Raw genomic sequence first — 17,980 nt, 5'->3', positions numbered from 1 at the left:
TGCACTCCGGCCGATCATCATGCCTCATCCCGGTACTACCGTGCCGGACATGGCACACGAGATCGAGACCTCCACCGTCAGCGTCGGCGACCTGCGCGCGTACCTGTCCCGCCCGGTGGCCGGCGGCACGAGCGGGATGCTGCTGCTGCCGATGGTCACCGGCATCGGGGCCCAGCTGCGCGAGTTCGCCGACGACATCGCCGGGTCCGGCGTCACCGCACTGAGCTGGGACCCCTGGCACGGTCCCAGCAGCGACGACACGCCGCGCGAGAAGCTGTTCGAGATGATGCGCGCGCTCGACGACGAGAACTCCCTCGACGAGGCCCGGCGGCTGCTCGACCACATGTTCGCCGACCTGGGGCTGGCCCGCGTCGGGGTGATCGGCTGGTGCCTCGGCGGCAGGCTGGCGCTGATCCTCGGCGGCCGGGACGAGCGGCTGGCCAACGTCGTCGCCTACCACCCGACCGTGCCCGGCACACCGGCGCCGAACCACACGGTGGACGCCGTCGAGCACACCGGGCGGATCACGGCACCGGTGATGATGCTCTACCCCGGCGCCGACTCGCTGGTGCCGGTGGAGAGCTTCACCCGGCTGCAGGACGCGCTCCAGTCGCGGGAGGCCGGTCCCAGCATCGTGCACGTCTACCCGCGCGCCGAGCACGGCTTCAGCGACCGCGCCCGGCACGGCAACGAGGTGAACGAGCGGGCCTATGCGGTCTCCTGGCCGCAGGTGCTGGACTTCATCCGGGTGACCACGACCGCATGACCTGACTTTCGGCAGTGCCGCGTCGCGCGCCGCCGCCGGTAACGTCGCCGCGGTGAGCACGACCTGGCGGCACAGGGCGTCCGTGCTGCTCGATCTCGCGCTCTGGGCCGGGATCAGCGCGCTCTGCCTGTACGAGAGCCACCACAACGCGGGGCCGTGGGAGGCGGCGGGCGGCGTCGTCGCCACCACGGTGGCGATCGCGTCCGCCCGCAGGCATCCGCTGCTGTCGCTCGCCGTGGCGTCGGTCTCGAGCGTCGCCGTGCTGTTCAACTACCTCGGCCGGTACCCGATGTGGCCGGTGTTCCTGATGATCGCGGCCGGCTACTTCGCGGGGCGCCGGATGCCGCGGGTCCGCCCGGCCTTGCTGACCTTCGCCGGGGTGGCGCTGGCCGGGCTGCCGATCGCGTTCGCCGTGTCCGACGACGCGATGGGCAACTGGGCGACGCTGGTCCTCACGTTGCTTTTCGCCGTGTTCGTGCCCTGGCATCTGGGCCGGTACACGCGGCTGCGCGAGGACCTCGTGCGGACGGGCTGGGAGCGGGCGGAGCAGTTCGAGGCGCAGCAGCGCATCGCGGCCGAGCGCGCGCGGCTGCGGGAGCGGGCGCGCATCGCGAGCGACATGCACGACTCGCTGGGGCACGAGCTGAGCCTGCTGGCGCTGCGGGCGGGCGCGCTGGAGGTCGCCGCGGACCTCGGCGAGCGGCACCGGGCGGCAGCCGGTGAGCTGCGGGCCGGTGCTGCCACGGCGACGGAGCGGCTGCGGGAGATCATCGGGCTGCTGCGCGAGGACGAGGCCGCGCCCACCGAACCCGCCGACGCGACCGTGGCGGACCTGGTCGAGCGGGCTCACGAGTCCGGGCTGGAGGTCGTCGCGCGGATCGACCCCGGCACGGCGCCGCCGATGGTGGAGCGGGCCGCGTACCGCGTGGTGCAGGAGTCGCTGACGAACGTCGCGAAGCACGCGCCCGGTGCCGCGGTGACCGTCGATATCCGCCGCTCGGCGGAGGAGACCGCGGTGACCGTCCGCAACGACCGCCCGCCTGCGGGCCCGCTGCCCGGCGCCGCGTCGGGGCAGCGGGGACTGACCGGCCTGCGAGAACGGGTCCGGCTGGTCGGGGGCAGCCTGCGCACCGGTCCGCACGAGGGCGGGTTCGAGGTGACGGCCCGGTTGCCGCACGCCGCCGCCCCAGGGGCCGAGGACGAGGGCGACGGCGGGTCCGAGTCGGCACGGGAGCTGGCGCTCGCCCAGCGCCAGGTGCGCCGGACCCTGGTGCACGCGCTGGTCGTGCCCGCCGTCGTGCTGGCCGTGCTGATCGCCGTGAGCGCGGTCTACTACAGCTACAACAGGGTCGCGTCCGTCCTGGAGCCGGAGGAGTACCAGCGGCTGCGGGCGGGACAGCCGCGCGCCGAGGTGGAGCCGCTGCTGCCGGGCCAGCAGCTGCTCGACGGCAGGGCGGGTGAGCAGCCGTCGCCGCCCGCGGGTGCGCGCTGCGAGTTCTACGGCACCGAGGCGACGCTGCTCGGCTCCAGCGGGGACGTCTACCGGTTGTGCTTCGCGGACGGGCGGCTGGTGTCCAAGGACAGGATCGGCAACGAGGGCGACGAGACGGGGAGGCTGAATGATCCGGGTTCTGCTCGCCGATGACGAGGCGATGGTCCGTGCCGGGGTGGGGGCGATCCTCGCGGCCGACGACGGGATCGAGGTGGTGGCCGAGGCCGCTGACGGGCACGAGGCCGTCGAGCAGGTCCGGCTCAGCAGGCCGGACGTCGCGCTGCTCGACATCCGCATGCCGCGCCTCGACGGGCTCGCGGCGGCCGCGGAGACCCGGCGCGTGCGGCCGGAGACCGCTGTGGTGATGCTGACGACGTTCGGTGAGGAGGAGTACATCGAGCGGGCCCTCGGCGAGGGTGCGAGCGGTTTCCTGCTCAAGTCGGGCGATCCCCGTGAGCTGATCGCTGGGGTACGCGCTGTCGCCGAGGGCGCGGCCTACCTGTCGCCGAAGGTCGCCCGGTGGGCGATTGCCCAGCTCTCCGGCGGGCAGCGGCTCTCCCGCTCCGCCGACGCGCGGCAGCGCATCGCTACGCTGACCGGCCGCGAACGGGAGGTGCTCGCACTGGTGGGCGCCGGGCTGTCCAATGCGGACATCGCCCGCACGCTGCACGTCGTCGAGGGCACGGTGAAGGCCTACGTCAGCACGATCCTGAACCGCCTCGAGGTGCGCAACCGCGTGCAGGCGGCGATCGCGGCATACGAGGCCGGCCTCGTGAGTGCGGAGACGAGTTAGAACACTGTTACGCACTCACGACCGGCCTTCGTCTCCGCATTCACGCGCTAGCCTGCGTCGCGGTTGCGCAGTACCGCGTTGCCCACGGCGAGCGCGGCGCCGGACCAGGCCGCCAGCAGCGCCACCGCGGCCCATCCCGGGTAGGGCACCGGCTGCCCGGTGATGTTGTTCACCGCGTCCGGCCCCAGCATCAGGTTGAGCCCCGCGATCCCCGGCAGGTAGTCGATCACCGCAGGCAGGCCGACGGCGCCGCACAGCATCGGCAGCACCACGAGCGCGACGAAGCTGACCGTGAGCGCACCGGCGACGCTGCGCAGCGCGGTGCCGATGCCCAGTGCGAACGCGCCGAGCAGCGCCCAGTAGGTGCCGACCGCGAGCGAGGCCCGCACGCCCTCGCCCACGGTGAAGCCCCCTCCGGCGCCGCCGATCGCGGGCACCGCGATCACGAGGGACACCGCGGCGAGCGCGGCGCCGAGCGCGAACAGCGCGGGCAGCAGTGCCGCGCACTTGGCCAGCAGCACGCGCGTACGGTCGGGCACCCACTGCAGCGTCGCGCGGATGCCGCCGGTGGCGTACTCCCCGGCGACGAACAGTGTCGCGACCGCGAGCACCGCGTACTGGGCGAGGAAGAACACCGCCTCGGTGGTGATCTGCGGCGCTGAGGGCAGCACCTCCTCCGGGCCGCCGTTGTCGGCCTGTACGCGGACCGAGATGGCGGCCAGCGCGGTGTAGCCGATCAGTAGCAGGGCTGCCGCGGACACGGTCCACCAGGTGGACCGCACGGACCAGAGCTTCGTCCACTCGGCGTGGATCGCACCATGCAGGCCGCCGCCCGTCCGCTCGTCCGCCGTGGTGATCTCTGTCGCTGTCATCGCTGCCATCGCTCAGACCTCCGTTTCCCGTGCCGGGGTGGTGTACTCGGCCGACGCCGCGGTGAGCTCCAGGTACGCCTGTTCGAGGGAGACGGCCTGCGAGCTCAGCCCGTGCAGCCGGATGCCGAGCTCGTGTGCCAGATCGCCCACCCGCTCGACCGGCATGCCGTGCACGACCAGCTCGCCGCCGCCGCGGTGCTCGGTGTCCGCGCCCGCGCCGTGCAGGCGGGCCGCCAGTGCCCGCCGGGCGGCCTCGCCGGGCAGCCGGACGTGCACCGCCTGCCGCGATTCGCCCGCGAGGAACTCGCCGACCGGCGCGTCGGCGAGCAGCCTGCCCCTGCCGATCACGACCAGCTGGTCCGCGGTCAGCTGCATCTCGCTCATCAGGTGGCTGGAGACGAGAACCGTGCGGCCCTGCTCGGCGAGCGAGCGCATCAGCTGCCGTATCCAGCGCAGCCCGTCCGGGTCGAGCCCGTTCACCGGCTCGTCGAACAGCAGGATGCCCGGGTCACCGAGCAACGCGCCGGCGACGCCGAGCCGCTGGCTCATGCCCAGCGAGAAGGTGCCGGCCCGCTTGCCGGCCACGTCGGTGAGGCCGACCGCGCCGAGCACCTCCTCGACGCGGCGCTCCGGCACGCCGTTGCTGCGGGCCATCGCGAGCAGATGCCTGCCCGCGCTGCGGGCCGGATGGACCGATCCGGCGTCGAGCATGGCGCCGACCTCGCGCACCGGATGCCGCAGCTCGGCGTAGTGGCGGCCGCCCACCAGGGCCTCGCCGCCGCTCGGCCGGTCGAGTCCGAGAACCATGCGCATCGTGGTCGACTTGCCCGCGCCGTTCGGCCCGAGGAAGCCGGTGACCCTGCCCGGCTCGACGTCGAACGTGAGGTCGTCGACGACGGTCTTCTCCCCGTACCGCTTCGTCAGCGCGCGAAGTGTGATCATGTTGCCTCCGTGGTGTCGGGAACGGACCACGAACGTAGGAAGCGCGGGGTCGCCGCCGCAGTGGCCGATGGCCACCGGTCATCCCTGCCGTTCGTCAGGCAGAATGCGGCGCATGCTCAACGGAACGTCGAGGACCTGGGGCAGGATCACCGTGGACCTGGTGATGCTGGGGCTCGCGGCGTTCTCGGTGGTACTGCTCACCTACATCACCTTCTTCGAGCACAGCCAGGACGTGGCCCGCACCGTCTTCATCGTCGACACGTCCATCTGCGGCGTCTTCGCCATCGAGTTCCTGTGGCGCTGGCGAGCGAACCACTGGGAGAAGCGGTTCCCGCTGCGGAACTGGTACGAGATACTCGGCATGATCCCGATCTCCCACCCGGCGCTGCGCGGCTTCCGGCTGCTGCGCATCGTCGTCGTGGTGGTGCGGCTGGCCCGCACCGCCGACCGCGCGTTCGGCGAACGGGTCACCCAGCGCCTCGTGGAGCGGTTCTCCCGCCCGATCGTGCTCGCCATCAAGAAGCCGATCACGATCGCCGTGCTCGACGAGGTGGTGAAGGTACTGGAGACGGGAAACTACCCGCAGAACCTCGCGCGCTCCCTCGGTGAGAACCGGGAGATGCTGCGGGAGATCGTCACCGAGAAGCTCAGGAACGACCGGCAGGCGGGCAGGTTGTCCCGGCTCCCGTTCCACGACGAGGTGGTGAAGACCATTGTGGACACGACGATCCGGGTGATCCTCGACGTGCTCACCGACGAGCGCATCGACGAGTTCTTCGCGCACGTGGTCAGGGAGAACCGGGAGCAGATCCGTGAGGCCGTCCAGCTGGGGCTGCACGAGGAGGACGAGGAGGACGAGGAGGACGAGGAGGACGAGGAGGACGACGAGCGGGTCGCGGCCGAACTGCCCGCCCCGCCGCCGGTGCGTCCGCTCGGCTAGCGGCGTTTCGTCCCCCGCGCCGGTTCGGCGGCGAGCGGGTCCTCCGGCCACGGATGCTTGGGATAGCGCCCGCGCAGCTCCGCCCGCACCTGCGGGTACCCGTTGCGCCAGAACGACTCCAGATCGGCCGTCACCGCGGCGGGACGGCCCGCGGGGGAGAGCAGGCGCAGCACCACCGGGACCGTCCCGCCCGCGATTCGCGGAGTCGTGCGCCAGCCGAACGTCTCCTGCAGCTTCACCGCGAGCACCGGCTCGGGCCCCGAGTAGTCCACGCGGACCCGCGAGCCCGTCGGCACCTCCAGCCGGTCGGGCGCGAGCTCGTCGAGGCGGCTCGCCTCCGGCCAGGGCAGCAGGCGCCGCAGTGCCGCGGTCGTGTCGATGCGGGCGAGGCCGGAGCGCCGGGTGACCGCCGACAGTTCCGGCTCCAGCCAGTCGTCCATCCTGGACAGCAGTGCGTCCTCGGCCACCGAGGGCCACGGCGCACCGAGCCGTTCGTGCAGGAACGCCATCCGCTCGCGCAGCCGCAGCGCAGCCTGCGGCCAGCTCAGCAGCCCGAGGCCCTCGCGGCGCAGCCCGTCGAGCACGGCCGCGCGCAGCCGGGCGGGGTCCGGGGACCGCAGCGGGCGCTCGGCGAGGGTGACCGCACCGAGCCTGCGCACCGAGCGGGCCAGCACGTCACCATCGGACCAGGCGACCTCCTCGGAATCGGTGAGCAGGCCGGGCGCCGCCCGCACCGCCACCTCGGCGTCGGCCCTGGCCGCCAGCCGGATCACCCCGTGCGCACGGCCGGGCTCGCGGGTCACCTCGGCGATCGCCAGCCACTCGCTGTCGCCGAGACCACTGCCCGCGGGCAGCTCGGCGGCGGTCCCGCCAGCCATCAGGTACACCGGTGATCCGGGCGCCCGCCGCCGCGCGAGCCGCTCGGGATGCGCCAGCGCCACCACGGCGGCCGGGTCGGGCTTCCCGGTGGCCGCGCCGGTCACCAGCCCGGCGAGCCTGCGCGCGTCGCGGCGCCAGCGGGCGGCGGCCGCCCCGTCGTCGCCCGACCGTTGCGCCTGACCCCGCTGATCCCGACGGAGCCGGCGCAGCTCGGCCTCGATGTCCACACCGGTCGCGCCGTTGTCCAGCAGTGCCACCACCTCGGCCGCCGCGTCGGCGCCCTGCTCGGCGGCGCCGTCGAGCAGGGCACGGGCCAGCCTGGGGTGCAGGCCGAGCTCTGCCATCCGGTGGCCCCGCCCGGTGAGCTCGCCACCGGCGCCGACGGCGTCGAGCGTGCGCAACAGCTCCCGGCCCGCGGCGAGCGCACCCTCCGGTGGCGGGTCCCACCAGGACAGCCCCGCGCCGTCCGGCGTTGACCAGCAGGCCAGCTCAAGGGCGAGGCGGGACAGTTCCGCGGTCCGGATCTCCGGTTCGGGGTAGGCGGGCAGGCTCGCGTGCTCGTGCCGCGGCCAGCACCGGTAGGCGATACCGGGGCCCTGCCTGCCCGCGCGGCCCGCCCGCTGCTCGGCCACGGCGGCGGACACCCGCACGGTGGCCAGGCCGGGTAGCCCGCGCCGGTGGTCCACGCGGGGCACGCGGGCCAGCCCTGAGTCGACGATCGCGCGCACGCCGGGCACGGTGAGGCTGGACTCGGCGACGGCGGTGGCCAGCACGACCCGCCGCCGTGGTCCCTCGGTCAGCGCGGCGTCCTGCCGGGCGGCGCTCAGCCTGCCGTGCAGCGGCAGCACGTCCACGCCCGCGACGTCGAGCAGGGCGGAGACGCGGGCGATCTCGGCCGCACCGGGCAGGAACACGAGCACGTCGCCGTCCGTATCGGACAGTGCGGCGTGGACCGCGCGGGCGGCACAGGTCTCGATGCGCTCGCCGCGCGCCGGTGGCCGGTGCACGATCTCGACCGGGTACGTCCGGACCTCCGCGGTGACCACCGGTGCGGCGGCCTTCGAGCCGAGCAGTGTCGCGAGGCGCTCCGCGGCCACCGTCGCCGAGGTCGCGAGCACCCGCAGGTCCTCGCGCAGCCCGCCGCGCACGTCCAGCAGCAGCGCCAGCAGCAGGTCGGCGTCGAGGTGCCGCTCGTGGACCTCGTCGAGCAGCACGGCCGACACCCCGGGCAGCTCCGGGTCGCGCTGCAGCCTGCGCACCAGCAGGCCGGAGGTGACGACCTCGATGCGGGTGCGGGCGGACACCCTGCGATCGCCGCGCACCGAGTAGCCGACCGTCTCGCCGACCCGCTCGCCGAGCAGCGCCGCCATCCGGGCGGCGGCCGCCCGCGCGGCGAGCCGCCGTGGCTCGGCGACCACGATCCGGCCGTCGAAGGTCTCGGCGAGCGCGAGCGGCACGAGGGTCGTCTTGCCGGTGCCGGGCGGGGCCACCAGTACCGCTGTGCCGCGGCCGGACAGCGCGGACGTGACATCGCCGAGTACCGCGCGGACAGGCAGGTCGGGCAGCCTCACCGTTCCGTGACCTCCGGTGGGTCGGGCAACGGGTAGTCCGGGCCGAGGTTGCGTTCGAGGGACTCCCGCCACGCGCCCGAGTCGATCATCTTCTCGATGGCGGTGGCGATCGCGGCCTGCCCGTCGGTATCGCCCTTGCGCAGGCCGACGCCGTAGCGCTCGGTGGAGAAGTGCTCGCCGACCAGGCGCAGCAGCTCGGGGTTCTGCGCGACGTAGCCGGCGAGGATGACCGCGTCGGTGGTCACGGCGTCCACCTGCCCGGCAAGCAGCGCGGTCACGCAGTCGGAGTTGCGCGGGTACTCGACCAGCTGGACCGACTGCGCGAACTGGTCCTTGACCTGCGCCGCCGACGTCGACCCGGTGACCGAGCACAGCCGCCTGCCCGCCAGCGCCTCCGGGCCGTCGATCCCGGTGTCGGACGTGCGGACCAGCAGGTCCTGGCCGGTCTTGAAGTAGGGACCTGCGAAGGACACCTGTTCCTTGCGGCCCTCGGTGATCGAGTAGGCGGCCACGACCAGGTCCACCGCGCCGGAGCTGATGTCGGTCTCCCGCTGCGCCGGGGTGGTCTCCCGCCAGGTGATGTCGCCGGCCGCCACCCCGAGTTCCCCGGCGACGAACTCGGCGACGTCCACGTCGAACCCGACGAAGCGGCCGTCGACGGTGCGCTCGGACAGGCCGGGCTGGTCGAAGCGGATACCGATCGTCAGCGTGCCGCTCTCGTAGGCATGGGTGACGACGGAGTCCTCGGCGGCTTCGGGTGCGGAGCACGCCACGACGGCGCAGGCGAGCGCAACGGCCGTGCCGAGCCTCGCCAGTCGCATCGCGTCTCCTCACCGGGTTCTCAGGGGTGCTCGCTAGCCTAGGTGCGTGTTCCGTTCGCGCCGAGGACTGCTCGACGGCGTGGGCACGCCGGCCAGGCTCGGGCCGGCCGCCGGGTGGTTGCTGGCTCGGCTGCACACGATCGAGTGATATGACGAACGAGGAAGGACCCGTAGGTGGGTGGAGCGGAACGGACCGCGCGTAAACGGCGGCAGCAGCAGGCGGCCGGCGGGCAGGCCGTCGCCAAGGCGCGCGGCGGTACCGACGTCAAGAAGACGGCCGCGATCATCGGCGCGGTGGTGCTGGCCGCCGCGGTGGTGATCGGCGGCGTGCTCTGGACCGACGCGTCCAAGAACGCGACCGAGGGCGAGACCATTCCCACGGCGCAGCCGGCGAGCACGGACTTCCCGGAGCGCCGGGACGGTGTCGTGGTGGTGTCCGGCAGCCCGGAGGCACCCGTGACGATCGACGTCTACGCGGATTTCCTCTGCCCGGTCTGCGCCCAGTTCGAGGAGAGCTACGGCGACCGGCTCCAGCGGGAGATGGCGCAGGGCAACCTGCGGGTGCGCACGCACATGGTGCCGATGCTCGTGGAGCGCTCGGATCCGCCGGGCTACTCGCTCGACGCCGCGAACGCAGCCCTGCTGGCCGCCGACGAGGGCAGGTTCACCGCGTATCACGACAGCCTCTTCGCCGCCCAGCCCGAGGAGGGCAAGCGCGGCTACGACGACGGGCAGCTGATCCAGCTCGGCCACGATCTGGGCATCACCGGCCAGGCGTTCGCCGAAGGCGTGCGCGAGGGGAAGTACGAGCGGCAGCTCACGGCCGAGATGGAACGGATCGCGCAGGACCCCGAGCTGCAGCAGGACTTCGACGGCAACCGGGGCTTCGGCACGCCGACGGTCGTGGCCGACGGCCGGATCGTCGACTTCTCCGAAGGGCAGTGGCTCGACAAGCTGCTGGCCGGCACCGCCTCGTGAGTGCCTACACGAGTTAGAGCTCGAGTAGGCACTCACGAGCCACGCTGCCCGGTTTCACCCGCCGGCGCACGTTCCGTGCTCTACGCTGACCCGGGGTGCTCATGGGGACCGGTCGCCGGGTCGCGACGTCGCACTCCAGGTACGAGGAGGGCACGTGAACGCGACACCACACCAGGGTTTCCGGGTCGAGGAGGGGGCGTACGACAGCTACGCCAGGGCGATCGATCCCACGGGCGAGGAGGTACGCGGCGCGGGTGGCAGACACGTCGCGCCGCACACCGATCTCGCAGGCGACGGCTTCTCGGCGATGGGGTCCGAGGCCGGGTTCACCGGTGCCTACGCGAGCCGGATGCGGAGCCTGCAGGAGCGCATCGGCCGGCTCGGCGGCAACTGGCAGCAGATGGGCGACGCGGCCCGGCGCACCAGCGCCAACTACGACGCCGTCGAGGCGGAGCAGCAGGCGGCCATCGGCAGGCTGGGTGAGGGCCTGAGATGAGCGTCGAGACGGAGCGGGTGCTGCGATCCGGCCTCGACCTGCCGAACCGCTTCGCCGACAAGATGCGGACCGACGACGCCGCCATCGACGGCGCGGTGGGTGGGCAGTCGGCGCTGCGGACGTCCCTCGACGGTGTCGGCACCACGGCCGGTGACCAGCGGCTGGCGCTGGCCGCGCGGTCGTCGGGGCACGCGACCGACACCGCAACGAGCACGTCGGAGAGCCTTGAACAGGAGATCCGGGCGCTGCTGGAGGAGAGCCACCAGATCGAGACGGCGGTCGCGGACGCCGCCGAGGCGCTCAAGGTCGGCCAGGTCGAGAACGACCGGATCCGCGAGGAGATCATCCGCGAGATCACCTCGACGATGAACGCCGTCGCCGCGGCGCGGATGACGCCGCCGGTGCCCGCGGGCGGCCAGGCAGCGGTGCGGGAGCTGATGGTGGCGCTGCAGCGGCGCATCGCCGAGCTCACCGGTCAGGCGGCCGACACGAGCGCCCAGACGCTGGGCACGCTGACCGGTATCGCCGGGCGGCTCGGCGGCGGCCAGTCCACCAGCGCCAGCGCCGCGGGTGACACGCACGTCGCCTCGTCGTTCAACAGCCAGGGCACAGGCGGCGGAGGGGGCGGCAGCGGCTCGTCCGGCGGTGGCTACGGCGGTGGTGGCGGGACCGTCACGAAACCGCGCCTGCCGGTGGCCATCCCGCCGCAGCCGGGAACCGGTGTCAAGGTCAACCTGCCGAACGGCCAGACGGTGGAGGCGCCCAACGAGACGGCGGCGAAGGCCGTGCGCGCCGCCATCTCCCAGCTCGGCGTGCCGTATGTCTGGGGTGGCACCTCCCGTGGGGTCGGGCTCGACTGCAGCGGCCTGACCATGACCTCCTACGGCGAGGCCGGCCTGGAGATCCCGCGGATCGCGAACACCCAGACCGTCGGCGCCGAGGTGCCCTCGATAGACCAGCTCCTGCCCGGCGACCTGGTGGTGTGGTCCGGGCACGTGGCGATGGTGGTCGGCGACGGGCAGATGATCGAGGCCGGTGACCCGGTGCAGATCGGCCCGATCCGGACGACGAACGCGGGCCAGGAGTTCATCGGCTTCTACCGGCCGACGGGATAGGAGATCGCACGTGGCGGAGTTCGACGTCGACCGGGAGGTGGCCCGGGCCGGCGAGCAGGCGGACCGGACGGCCGAGCGTGCGCGGGAGCGGTTCGAGCGGGCGGGCAGCGTCGCGGGTCGCGCGGAGTCGGCGAACGGCGCGATCAGCGTGGAGGTGGCGCCCGGCGGCCTGCTCACCGACGTGCGGCTGACGCACGCCGCGTTGCGTGGCGGCTCCGAGGCCGTCGCGCAGCAGATCATGGAGCTGGCGGAGCGGGCGACCCGCCGCGCCGGGGACCGGATGTACGGCTCGCTGTCGCCGGTGCTCGGCAAGGACGGCGAGAAACACCTGGCCAGGCTCGGCTACGAGCCGTTGCCTGATGACGACGAGGACGAGGCGCCACTGCCCGGGCACGGGGGGAGATGACCGTGGTCGAGCAGGTACCCGTCGAGCGCAGCACGCGGCGGCTGATCGAGCAGGCGCGGGAACGCCAGGACGCGCTCGCGCAGGTCGACAGCCTGATGGCGAAGGCGGCCGGCACCGCTCACGATGTCGACGACACGATGGAGGTGACCGTCGACGCGCGGGGCAGGCTGCTGAGGCTGTGGCTCGCGCCGACCGCGGTGAACTGGGGACCCGAGCGGCTCGGCTCGCTCGTCGTCGAGGTCACGCAGGTCGCGATGCGGGAGGCCACGCAGAACAGCTACAACCAGGTGGCACTCCTGCTCGGCGAGGAGATGACGTACCTGATCGAGCAGCTGTCCGGCATGCCGGCACCCGCCCGGAACCCGGACGACGATCCGGGCCTCACGGTGGAGGAGTTCCAGCGCAGGCGGGAGGAGAGGCTGGAGGCCGCGGGCAGCCACACGCCCGCCGCCACCCCGCGCGAGCCCGCCGAGGAGGACCACGACCTCGACTCGTTCGACCCGGCCACGCTGCGCTCCGACCGCTGACCCACCCCGCTACAAACCCGACGGGCCTGTCGGGTAGAGTGATGGCCACGCGATGCGGAGTTCACTCCGCGCCCGGGGCTATGGCGCAGCTGGTAGCGCACCTCACTGGCAGTGAGGGGGTCAGGGGTTCGAGTCCCCTTAGCTCCACAGCGTAGTGAACCCCTTCGATGAAGCCGTTTCGGCTGGTCGGAGGGGTTTTCCTGTGCCCTGGGGTGATCTTGGGTGATCCGGGGGAATGCCGTGTACGTGCCCCATGTGGGGCGTTTGTGGGGCAGCGGCCGGTGGCGTGTGGACTGTGTATACCGGTGCTTTCGTTGCTGGCGCTCGACGTTGCGGTGTGGGCGGGTGTTGTCCCGCATACCGGCGAAGAGGGGGACAACCGGGGCCAGCGGTCCGTCGTCAGGGGTGGGCTCCGGTGGCGGGTCGTGATGAGTGGCAGTGTGCCAGCGGCCTTCGAGGGCGGTGAGGAGTCGGTGTTCGACTTCGGGGGCGACATGGCTGTAGGTCTCGACGATGCAGTTGTCGAGGCGGTGCCCGAGTCGGCGGGCTTGGGCGATTTCGGGGATCTGGTCGGCGATGAGCCAGGTTTTGTGGCTGTGGCGCAGCCCGTGGAAGGTCAGGCCGCTGCGGATGGGATGGAGTCCGGGGTGGGTGCCGTCGTTGGCGGGTCGGAAGACGCGCCGGATGAAGGTGGAGCGCCATAGCCAGGTGCCCGACGGGGTGGTGAACACGAACTCGTACGGGTGTTGGTTGAGGTGTTCGCGTAGTAGGTGGGTCAGGAATGGTGGCAGGGTGATGTGGCGGGCGGCGGCGGGTGTCTTGGGTGGGCCGAGCCAGCGTTGGCGTGCGGACTCGTGCAGTGCTCCGAGGAACGGGTGGATGGTGAGGATGCCGTGGTCGAGGTCGAGTTGGCTGCGGTGCAGGCCGGTGAGTTCGCCCCAGCGGCGGCCGGTCCAGGCGGCGGTGATGATGAGCAGGTAGGCCACGCGGCCTCCGAGCATGGCTGCTTGGTCGGCGACGCCGACGACCTGTTGCGGTGTGGCCCAGACCCGTTCGGGGCGGATGTGGCGGTAGCGTCGTCCGCGGCGGCGGTGTTTGTGGATTGGGTTGGTGGAGATGAGTCGTTGGTCGGCGGCGTCGGTGAGGATCATCGACAGCAGGTTGAGCAGGCCTGCGATGGTGGAGGGGGCGTAGCGCTGGGCGAGTGTTTTGGTCCAGAGGGTGACATCGAGGGTGCTGATGGCGCCGAGCGCTGTCGTGCCGAAGTGGGGCAGGATGTGGCAGCGCAGTTTGCTGCGGTAGCTCTCGATCGTGCGTTCGTCCAGGTCGAGGGCGGGCAGCCAGCGCTGGACCCACTCGGCGAGGGTCGTCCGACTGGCGGCGGGGTCGATCCATGCACCGCGCCGCCGATCGGTGGCCATGTCGGAAAGGTAGGCGTGGGCGTCCTCGGCGCTGCGGAATCCGCCCACTGAACTCGTGCCGCCCGCGGTCTGCCGGTAGCGAACCCGCCAGGAATGTTGTCCTGATCGCTCGACCCATGCCATGACGACCTCCAAACCACGCGGATGCTGACGGAGTCCGTGATGCGCCCTGGCTCGGTTGATGGCAACTCCCAAAGGGCGGTACGGGGCAAGCGAGGCGCATTGTATCAAATCTGGCATCGCAGTTCCGTAAGTGCCAAATTACTTTGGGTGTTAAATAGCTGGCGGGCAAGAAATCGGATCTAGGTGCGGTTGGCGCCGAATCCGTGAACCTTCACCGTAATGAGTGAACTACGGACGCTTATATTGAGTCGATCTTACAATTCGACGAATCTGCCTTTGTTGCAAGAGTAGCGACAAGCCTTCCGGTTATCCCTCGCGTTGTCAGCGAAATGAGGAAAGGATCCGGTATGTCTACAAGCGAATGTAAGTCTCAACCTGCCGCATGGTTGAAGGACAATTCCGCGGTGTCGTGTCCGCCGTGGTGTTGCTCCGAGCATAAAGAAAACGATCACCCAGTTGATCGGATGCACTACTCACACCTTCTGTGGGAATTCCGCCCAGCTCTGCTCGATCCGTACTACTACCACCAGCGTAAGGATGGATCTGGGCTCTATGACCACGGTGAGTGGAGCCGGCAATCGTGATCGAACCGGACATAATGCAAGGCCCGGTCGGCGAAGGCTTGAGGCTGACCGTGGACGAGACGAGAAAGCTCCGGCGTGAACTGAGCAGGGGTCTTACGCTCGCTAGTCCGAAGTCTAAGACTGAGCTTCGGCCACGACTAGAGATTGTCGAGCAGGCGTCGTGACGCCCGCTGTTGGTACGACTACCTGGTCGGCTACGTTGCGCTCACGACAGCCGCTTCGGCCATTCGCCAGGGGTAGCTGGGTCCTAGTCTGGGCATTCTGAGAGGGCTTCCGGAGCAGCTGGGACACCGCCGTGCTTCGGTCTTCTCGGTTCGCCAACCAAGCTGGCTGGCATGCCGCTTTTGAGTTGGCTGTCGACACGCTCGAGGCCGTTCCGTCATCAACGTTCGCCGCAGGGCAAGTCCTTGAAGGCGCCGATCTGCAACGACTGCTGCGCGCAGATCGATGCCGTGACCAAGGACGTCCTTATCGTCAGCGAAGAGTTCGCCGAGTTCGCTGGCGCACGGCGGGGTATTGACCTGCTGGGCGTCGACCGCGAGGGTAAGCCCGTCGTCATCGAACTCAAACGCACCACCGACGGCGAGCACCTCGAGTTCCGGGCGGGGGAGTGTCAGGGCATCGGCTCTGTCGCTGATCTTGTGACGTTGTTTTAGCTGGTATGGAGAAACCCGTTTGCGGAGGAGGTCGAGTCCTGCTCGGAGTCGTGCATCTGTCGCTTGATCATTTTGATGGGGTTGATGTGGCCTTCGGTGGGCCTGCTGCTGTAGGGCTGGGCGAGCCTGGCGGTCGCGGCGCTGGCGTCTTTCTCCAGTCTGCGGGTGACGGAGTGCAGGCAGGGCAGATCAAAGCTGCGTACGGTCGTCAGCCGCTCCCTTAGCCGTGTGACGTTGCCTGGGCTGGGTGTGAGCAGGTCCGCGAAGCCGCGGACCGTGTCGGCGAGATCGATCATCTCGGGGCAGGCGGCAGCGAGTTCGTCGCGTAGGTGCCGTTGGACGTCGGTCGGGCGATCAGGGTGGGTGAGGATGAGGTCGGTGAGGCGGCGCGGGCTACGACCTGACGAAGCTGTTCATCGGAAGTGAAGGAACTTCGGGCGTCATTACCGAGGCCACTCTGGTGTTGCGCCCTTGCCGAAGGCGCCGGCCACGCTCGTCGCCGGGTTCGACAGAGGCGGTGGTCACCGGGCGCGGCGGGTGGTGGTGCCGCGGGGAATGAGGGTCGGCGTCGTGACGAGTGTGCGGGGTGCCTCGCCGGTGTCGTGCTCGGCGAGGAGGTCGAGTGCTCCGCGGGCGATGTGCTCGAAGGGGACACGCACGGTGGTGAGTGGTACGGGGAGTTTGCTGACGACGGGGATGTCGTTGTAGCCGACGACGGAGAGGTCGTCGGGCACGTGGAGGCCGAGTGCGTGGGCGGTGGCCATGACGCCGATGGCGGTGTTGTCGTTGACGGCGAAGATGGCGGTGGGGCGGTCGGACCTGTCGAGGAGCGCGCGGGCGGCCGTCTCACCGGACTCCATCGAGAATGAGTCGCCGGTAATGAGGGATTCGTCGAGGGGAATGCCGGACTCGGTGAGTGCCTGTTGGTAGCCGTCGCGGCGGCCTTGGGCACTGGAGGCGTAGGCAGGGCCGCTGACCAGTCCGATGCGTTCGTGGCCGAGGTCGAGCAGGTGGCGGGTGGCGAGGTACCCGCCGAGTCGGTCGTCGCCGACGGAAGCGGCGCTGATGCCGTCGGTACGAAGTGCTAGCGCGTAGGGCACGCGTGCGCGGGTCGGCGTGCCGAGCCGCGCCGTACTGAGGACGAGGCCATCGACACGGCGTTGCAAGAGCTTCTCGACGGCGACATGTTCGGCGTCGGGCTCGTCCTGGGTGGTGGCGACAAGTGCGAACAGGCCCCGGTGGGCCGCGGCGTCGGCGAGCTGTTCGTACAGGACTGCCATGACGGTGTCGGTGAGCCGGGGGACGACGACGCCGATGGTGCTGGTGCCGGTGCGGCGCAGTCCGGAGGCGAGGGGGTTGCGGACGTACCCGAGTTCGGCGGCGACGCGGCGGACGCGTTCAGCGGTCGGGCTGTTGGAGCGGGGCAGTCGTTCGTCGAGGACACGCGAGACCGTCGACTTGCTGACCCCGGCGGTTCGGGCCACGTCCACGATGGTCACCACCGGTCCGAGGTTACCGGCAGCGTTGATCGGACAGGGGCGGGTATTGACGGCGCGGCTCACATCGCTCATCGTTGGGAACGTTCCCGCAATCGTTCCACACCAGAAGGGCTCTACGTATGTCTCTCGATCTCCGCGGGCTGGTCCCGGCGCCGGTCACCCCTTTCACCCCAGATGGCGCGGTGGACCACCCAGCGCTGGCCGGCTACGGGAAGTGGCTGGCCGGGTTCGACGGTGTCAAGGGCCTGGTGTGCCTTGGCCACGCCGGTGAGGGCACGTTCCTGACCCAGGACGAGCAGGTCGCGGTGACCCGCACGCTGGTCGAGGCGGTCGATGGCGCGGTGCCGATCATCGCCGGTATCACCGGCGAGGGCACGGCGGTCGCCGCCGCCGAGGCGGTGCGTGCGGTGGAGGCGGGCGCGGCCGCGGGTCTGGTGTATCCGTCGCACGGCTGGCTGCGGTTCGGCTTCCAGCCGGGCGCGCCGCAGGACCGTTACCGGGCGATCCACGAGGAATCCGGGCTGCCGCTGATCCTGTTCCAGTATCCCGACGTCACGAAAGCCAGTTACGACCTGCCTACGCAGCTGGAGATCGCCGCGCAGCCCGGCGTGTTCGCGACCAAGAACGGGGTGCGCAACATGCGCCGGTGGGACACCGAGATCCCCGTGCTTCGGGCCGAGCACCCGGAGCTGCAGATCCTGACCTGCCATGACGAGTACCTGCTGCACACCATGTTCGACGTCGACGGTGCGCTCGTCGGCTACGGCGGTCTCGCTCCGGAGGCGCTGCTCGAGCTCATCGCCGCGGGCAAGGCGCGCGACTATTCGGCGGCCAGGGCGGTGCACGACCGGCTGTTGCCCGTGACGAAGGCCGTGTATCACCGCGGTTCGCACATGGAGGGCACGGTGGCGTTGAAGCTCGGCCTCAAGGCCCGCGGCGTCCTGCTGTCGGCGACCGTGCGGTCTCCGCTGATCGAGCTGTCGGCCGAGGCCGAGGAAGAGATCGCGCTGGCGCTCAAGCGCGCCGAACTGATCTGAGCCGCTCCGGAGGAGCTCCGGCCGGTGACAATGAAGTCCCGACGAACTCCACGCCCCGCGTG

17 protein-coding genes, 1 tRNA gene and 2 pseudogenes are annotated in these 17,980 nt (G+C 71.1%); 13 read left to right on the top strand and 7 right to left on the bottom strand.

Annotated features, from left to right (window positions below):
* Positions 1-49 precede the first annotated feature (49 nt).
* The 3 genes from JAP66_RS24805 to JAP66_RS24795 are packed head-to-tail and all read left to right on the top strand — an operon-like array spanning position 50 to position 3,051.
* Positions 50-766, top strand: coding sequence for a dienelactone hydrolase family protein (locus tag JAP66_RS24805; RefSeq protein WP_199434254.1), 717 nt, complete (start codon positions 50-52; stop codon positions 764-766).
* A 52-nt stretch (positions 767-818) separates the two neighbouring features.
* Entirely contained in the window at positions 819-2,411 is a 1,593-nt protein-coding gene (locus tag JAP66_RS24800) for a sensor histidine kinase (protein WP_199434253.1), read from the top strand.
* Positions 2,386-3,051 carry a response regulator gene (locus JAP66_RS24795; RefSeq protein WP_199434252.1) on the top strand — a complete coding sequence of 222 codons (666 nt, stop codon included), beginning with the start codon at positions 2,386-2,388 and terminating at the stop codon, positions 3,049-3,051. Before JAP66_RS24800 ends, JAP66_RS24795 begins: the two co-directional genes overlap by 26 nt.
* 47 nt (positions 3,052-3,098) lie before the next feature.
* Here the strand turns inward: JAP66_RS24795 and JAP66_RS24790 are convergent, their stop codons facing one another.
* On the bottom strand, positions 3,099-3,923 hold the full coding sequence (locus JAP66_RS24790) for an ABC transporter permease (protein ID WP_199434251.1): 825 nt from the start codon (positions 3,921-3,923) through the stop codon (positions 3,099-3,101).
* A 12-nt stretch (positions 3,924-3,935) separates the two neighbouring features.
* A complete protein-coding gene (locus JAP66_RS24785; protein ID WP_199434250.1) occupies positions 3,936-4,865 on the bottom strand; it encodes an ATP-binding cassette domain-containing protein in 930 nt (309 codons plus the stop codon).
* Positions 4,866-4,977: 112 nt separating this feature from the next.
* Between JAP66_RS24785 and JAP66_RS24780 the strand changes: the two genes are divergently transcribed.
* Positions 4,978-5,805 (top strand): ion transporter, encoded by an 828-nt coding sequence (locus tag JAP66_RS24780; RefSeq protein ID WP_199434249.1) that lies wholly within the window; start codon positions 4,978-4,980, stop codon positions 5,803-5,805.
* On the opposite strand, the gene hrpB is transcribed toward JAP66_RS24780, so the two are convergent.
* Both hrpB and JAP66_RS24770 read right to left on the bottom strand, forming a co-directional pair.
* On the bottom strand, positions 5,802-8,255 hold the full coding sequence (hrpB, locus tag JAP66_RS24775; RefSeq protein ID WP_199434248.1) for an ATP-dependent helicase HrpB: 2,454 nt from the start codon (positions 8,253-8,255) through the stop codon (positions 5,802-5,804). The genes JAP66_RS24780 and hrpB overlap by 4 nt on opposite strands.
* Positions 8,252-9,076: a glutamate ABC transporter substrate-binding protein gene (locus tag JAP66_RS24770; protein ID WP_199434247.1), complete on the bottom strand. Its 825-nt coding sequence runs from the start codon at positions 9,074-9,076 to the stop codon at positions 8,252-8,254. The genes hrpB and JAP66_RS24770 overlap by 4 nt, the downstream gene beginning before the upstream one ends.
* 174 nt (positions 9,077-9,250) lie before the next feature.
* On the opposite strand from JAP66_RS24770, the gene JAP66_RS24765 reads away from it, so the two are divergent.
* The 6 genes from JAP66_RS24765 (at position 9,251) to JAP66_RS24740 (ending at position 12,745) form a co-directional block, all read left to right on the top strand.
* The gene (locus JAP66_RS24765; RefSeq protein WP_199434246.1) at positions 9,251-10,054 is read left to right on the top strand and encodes a DsbA family protein; all 804 of its coding nucleotides are present in this window, start codon (positions 9,251-9,253) and stop codon (positions 10,052-10,054) included.
* A gap of 154 nt (positions 10,055-10,208) precedes the next feature.
* Positions 10,209-10,550, top strand: a complete 342-nt coding sequence (locus JAP66_RS24760; protein WP_199434245.1) for a hypothetical protein — start codon at positions 10,209-10,211, stop codon at positions 10,548-10,550.
* Positions 10,547-11,665, top strand: coding sequence for a C40 family peptidase (locus JAP66_RS24755; RefSeq protein WP_199434244.1), 1,119 nt, complete (start codon positions 10,547-10,549; stop codon positions 11,663-11,665). Before JAP66_RS24760 ends, JAP66_RS24755 begins: the two co-directional genes overlap by 4 nt.
* A gap of 10 nt (positions 11,666-11,675) precedes the next feature.
* Positions 11,676-12,071, top strand: a complete 396-nt coding sequence (locus JAP66_RS24750; protein WP_199434243.1) for a YbaB/EbfC family nucleoid-associated protein — start codon at positions 11,676-11,678, stop codon at positions 12,069-12,071.
* Positions 12,068-12,598: a YbaB/EbfC family nucleoid-associated protein gene (locus JAP66_RS24745; RefSeq protein ID WP_199434242.1), complete on the top strand. Its 531-nt coding sequence runs from the start codon at positions 12,068-12,070 to the stop codon at positions 12,596-12,598. Before JAP66_RS24750 ends, JAP66_RS24745 begins: the two co-directional genes overlap by 4 nt.
* Before the next feature lie 74 nt (positions 12,599-12,672).
* A tRNA-Ala gene (locus JAP66_RS24740) sits at positions 12,673-12,745 on the top strand.
* Between the two features lie 398 nt (positions 12,746-13,143).
* On the opposite strand, the pseudogene JAP66_RS33320 reads toward JAP66_RS24740, so the two are convergent.
* Positions 13,144-14,019: pseudogene (locus tag JAP66_RS33320) on the bottom strand (tyrosine-type recombinase/integrase); the annotation flags it as partial.
* A 1,042-nt stretch (positions 14,020-15,061) separates the two neighbouring features.
* Here JAP66_RS33320 and JAP66_RS24725 point away from each other — a divergent pair.
* A complete protein-coding gene (locus tag JAP66_RS24725; RefSeq protein WP_199434241.1) occupies positions 15,062-15,382 on the top strand; it encodes a hypothetical protein in 321 nt (106 codons plus the stop codon).
* On the opposite strand, the gene JAP66_RS24720 is transcribed toward JAP66_RS24725, so the two are convergent.
* Complete coding sequence (locus JAP66_RS24720; protein WP_199434240.1) at positions 15,379-15,678, bottom strand: transposase; 300 nt, start codon at positions 15,676-15,678, stop codon at positions 15,379-15,381. The two genes, JAP66_RS24725 and JAP66_RS24720, sit on opposite strands and share 4 nt — an antisense overlap.
* 86 nt (positions 15,679-15,764) lie before the next feature.
* Here JAP66_RS24720 and JAP66_RS33315 point away from each other — a divergent pair.
* Positions 15,765-15,964 (top strand): annotated as a pseudogene (locus JAP66_RS33315) (FAD-binding oxidoreductase); the annotation flags it as partial.
* Here the strand turns inward: JAP66_RS33315 and JAP66_RS24715 are convergent.
* On the bottom strand, positions 15,904-16,884 hold the full coding sequence (locus JAP66_RS24715; RefSeq protein WP_199434239.1) for a LacI family DNA-binding transcriptional regulator: 981 nt from the start codon (positions 16,882-16,884) through the stop codon (positions 15,904-15,906). The pseudogene JAP66_RS33315 and the gene JAP66_RS24715 overlap by 61 nt on opposite strands.
* A 116-nt stretch (positions 16,885-17,000) precedes the next feature.
* On the opposite strand from JAP66_RS24715, the gene JAP66_RS24710 reads away from it, so the two are divergent.
* Complete coding sequence (locus tag JAP66_RS24710) at positions 17,001-17,918, top strand: dihydrodipicolinate synthase family protein (RefSeq protein ID WP_199434238.1); 918 nt, start codon at positions 17,001-17,003, stop codon at positions 17,916-17,918.
* Positions 17,919-17,980 lie beyond the last annotated feature (62 nt).

The sequence above is a fragment of the Qaidamihabitans albus genome (genome assembly GCF_016464705.1).
Taxonomy (GTDB): Bacteria; Actinomycetota; Actinomycetes; order Mycobacteriales; family Pseudonocardiaceae; genus Qaidamihabitans; species Qaidamihabitans albus.
Note: the sequence above shows the minus strand (reverse complement) of the source record. Positions and strands in the feature narration are given on the sequence as shown.

Coding starts and splice junctions, on each gene's coding strand:
- JAP66_RS24805 (WP_199434254.1), top strand. CDS start 50: ATGGCACACGAGATCGAGACCTCCACCGTCAGCGTCGGCGACCTGCGC.
- JAP66_RS24795 (WP_199434252.1), top strand. CDS start 2,386: ATGATCCGGGTTCTGCTCGCCGATGACGAGGCGATGGTCCGTGCCGGG.
- JAP66_RS24790 (WP_199434251.1), bottom strand. CDS start 3,923: ATGACAGCGACAGAGATCACCACGGCGGACGAGCGGACGGGCGGCGGC.
- JAP66_RS24785 (WP_199434250.1), bottom strand. CDS start 4,865: ATGATCACACTTCGCGCGCTGACGAAGCGGTACGGGGAGAAGACCGTC.
- JAP66_RS24780 (WP_199434249.1), top strand. CDS start 4,978: ATGCTCAACGGAACGTCGAGGACCTGGGGCAGGATCACCGTGGACCTG.
- JAP66_RS24770 (WP_199434247.1), bottom strand. CDS start 9,076: ATGCGACTGGCGAGGCTCGGCACGGCCGTTGCGCTCGCCTGCGCCGTC.
- JAP66_RS24755 (WP_199434244.1), top strand. CDS start 10,547: ATGAGCGTCGAGACGGAGCGGGTGCTGCGATCCGGCCTCGACCTGCCG.
- JAP66_RS24745 (WP_199434242.1), top strand. CDS start 12,068: ATGACCGTGGTCGAGCAGGTACCCGTCGAGCGCAGCACGCGGCGGCTG.
- JAP66_RS24725 (WP_199434241.1), top strand. CDS start 15,062: ATGCCGCTTTTGAGTTGGCTGTCGACACGCTCGAGGCCGTTCCGTCAT.
- JAP66_RS24720 (WP_199434240.1), bottom strand. CDS start 15,678: ATGATCGATCTCGCCGACACGGTCCGCGGCTTCGCGGACCTGCTCACA.
- JAP66_RS24710 (WP_199434238.1), top strand. CDS start 17,001: ATGTCTCTCGATCTCCGCGGGCTGGTCCCGGCGCCGGTCACCCCTTTC.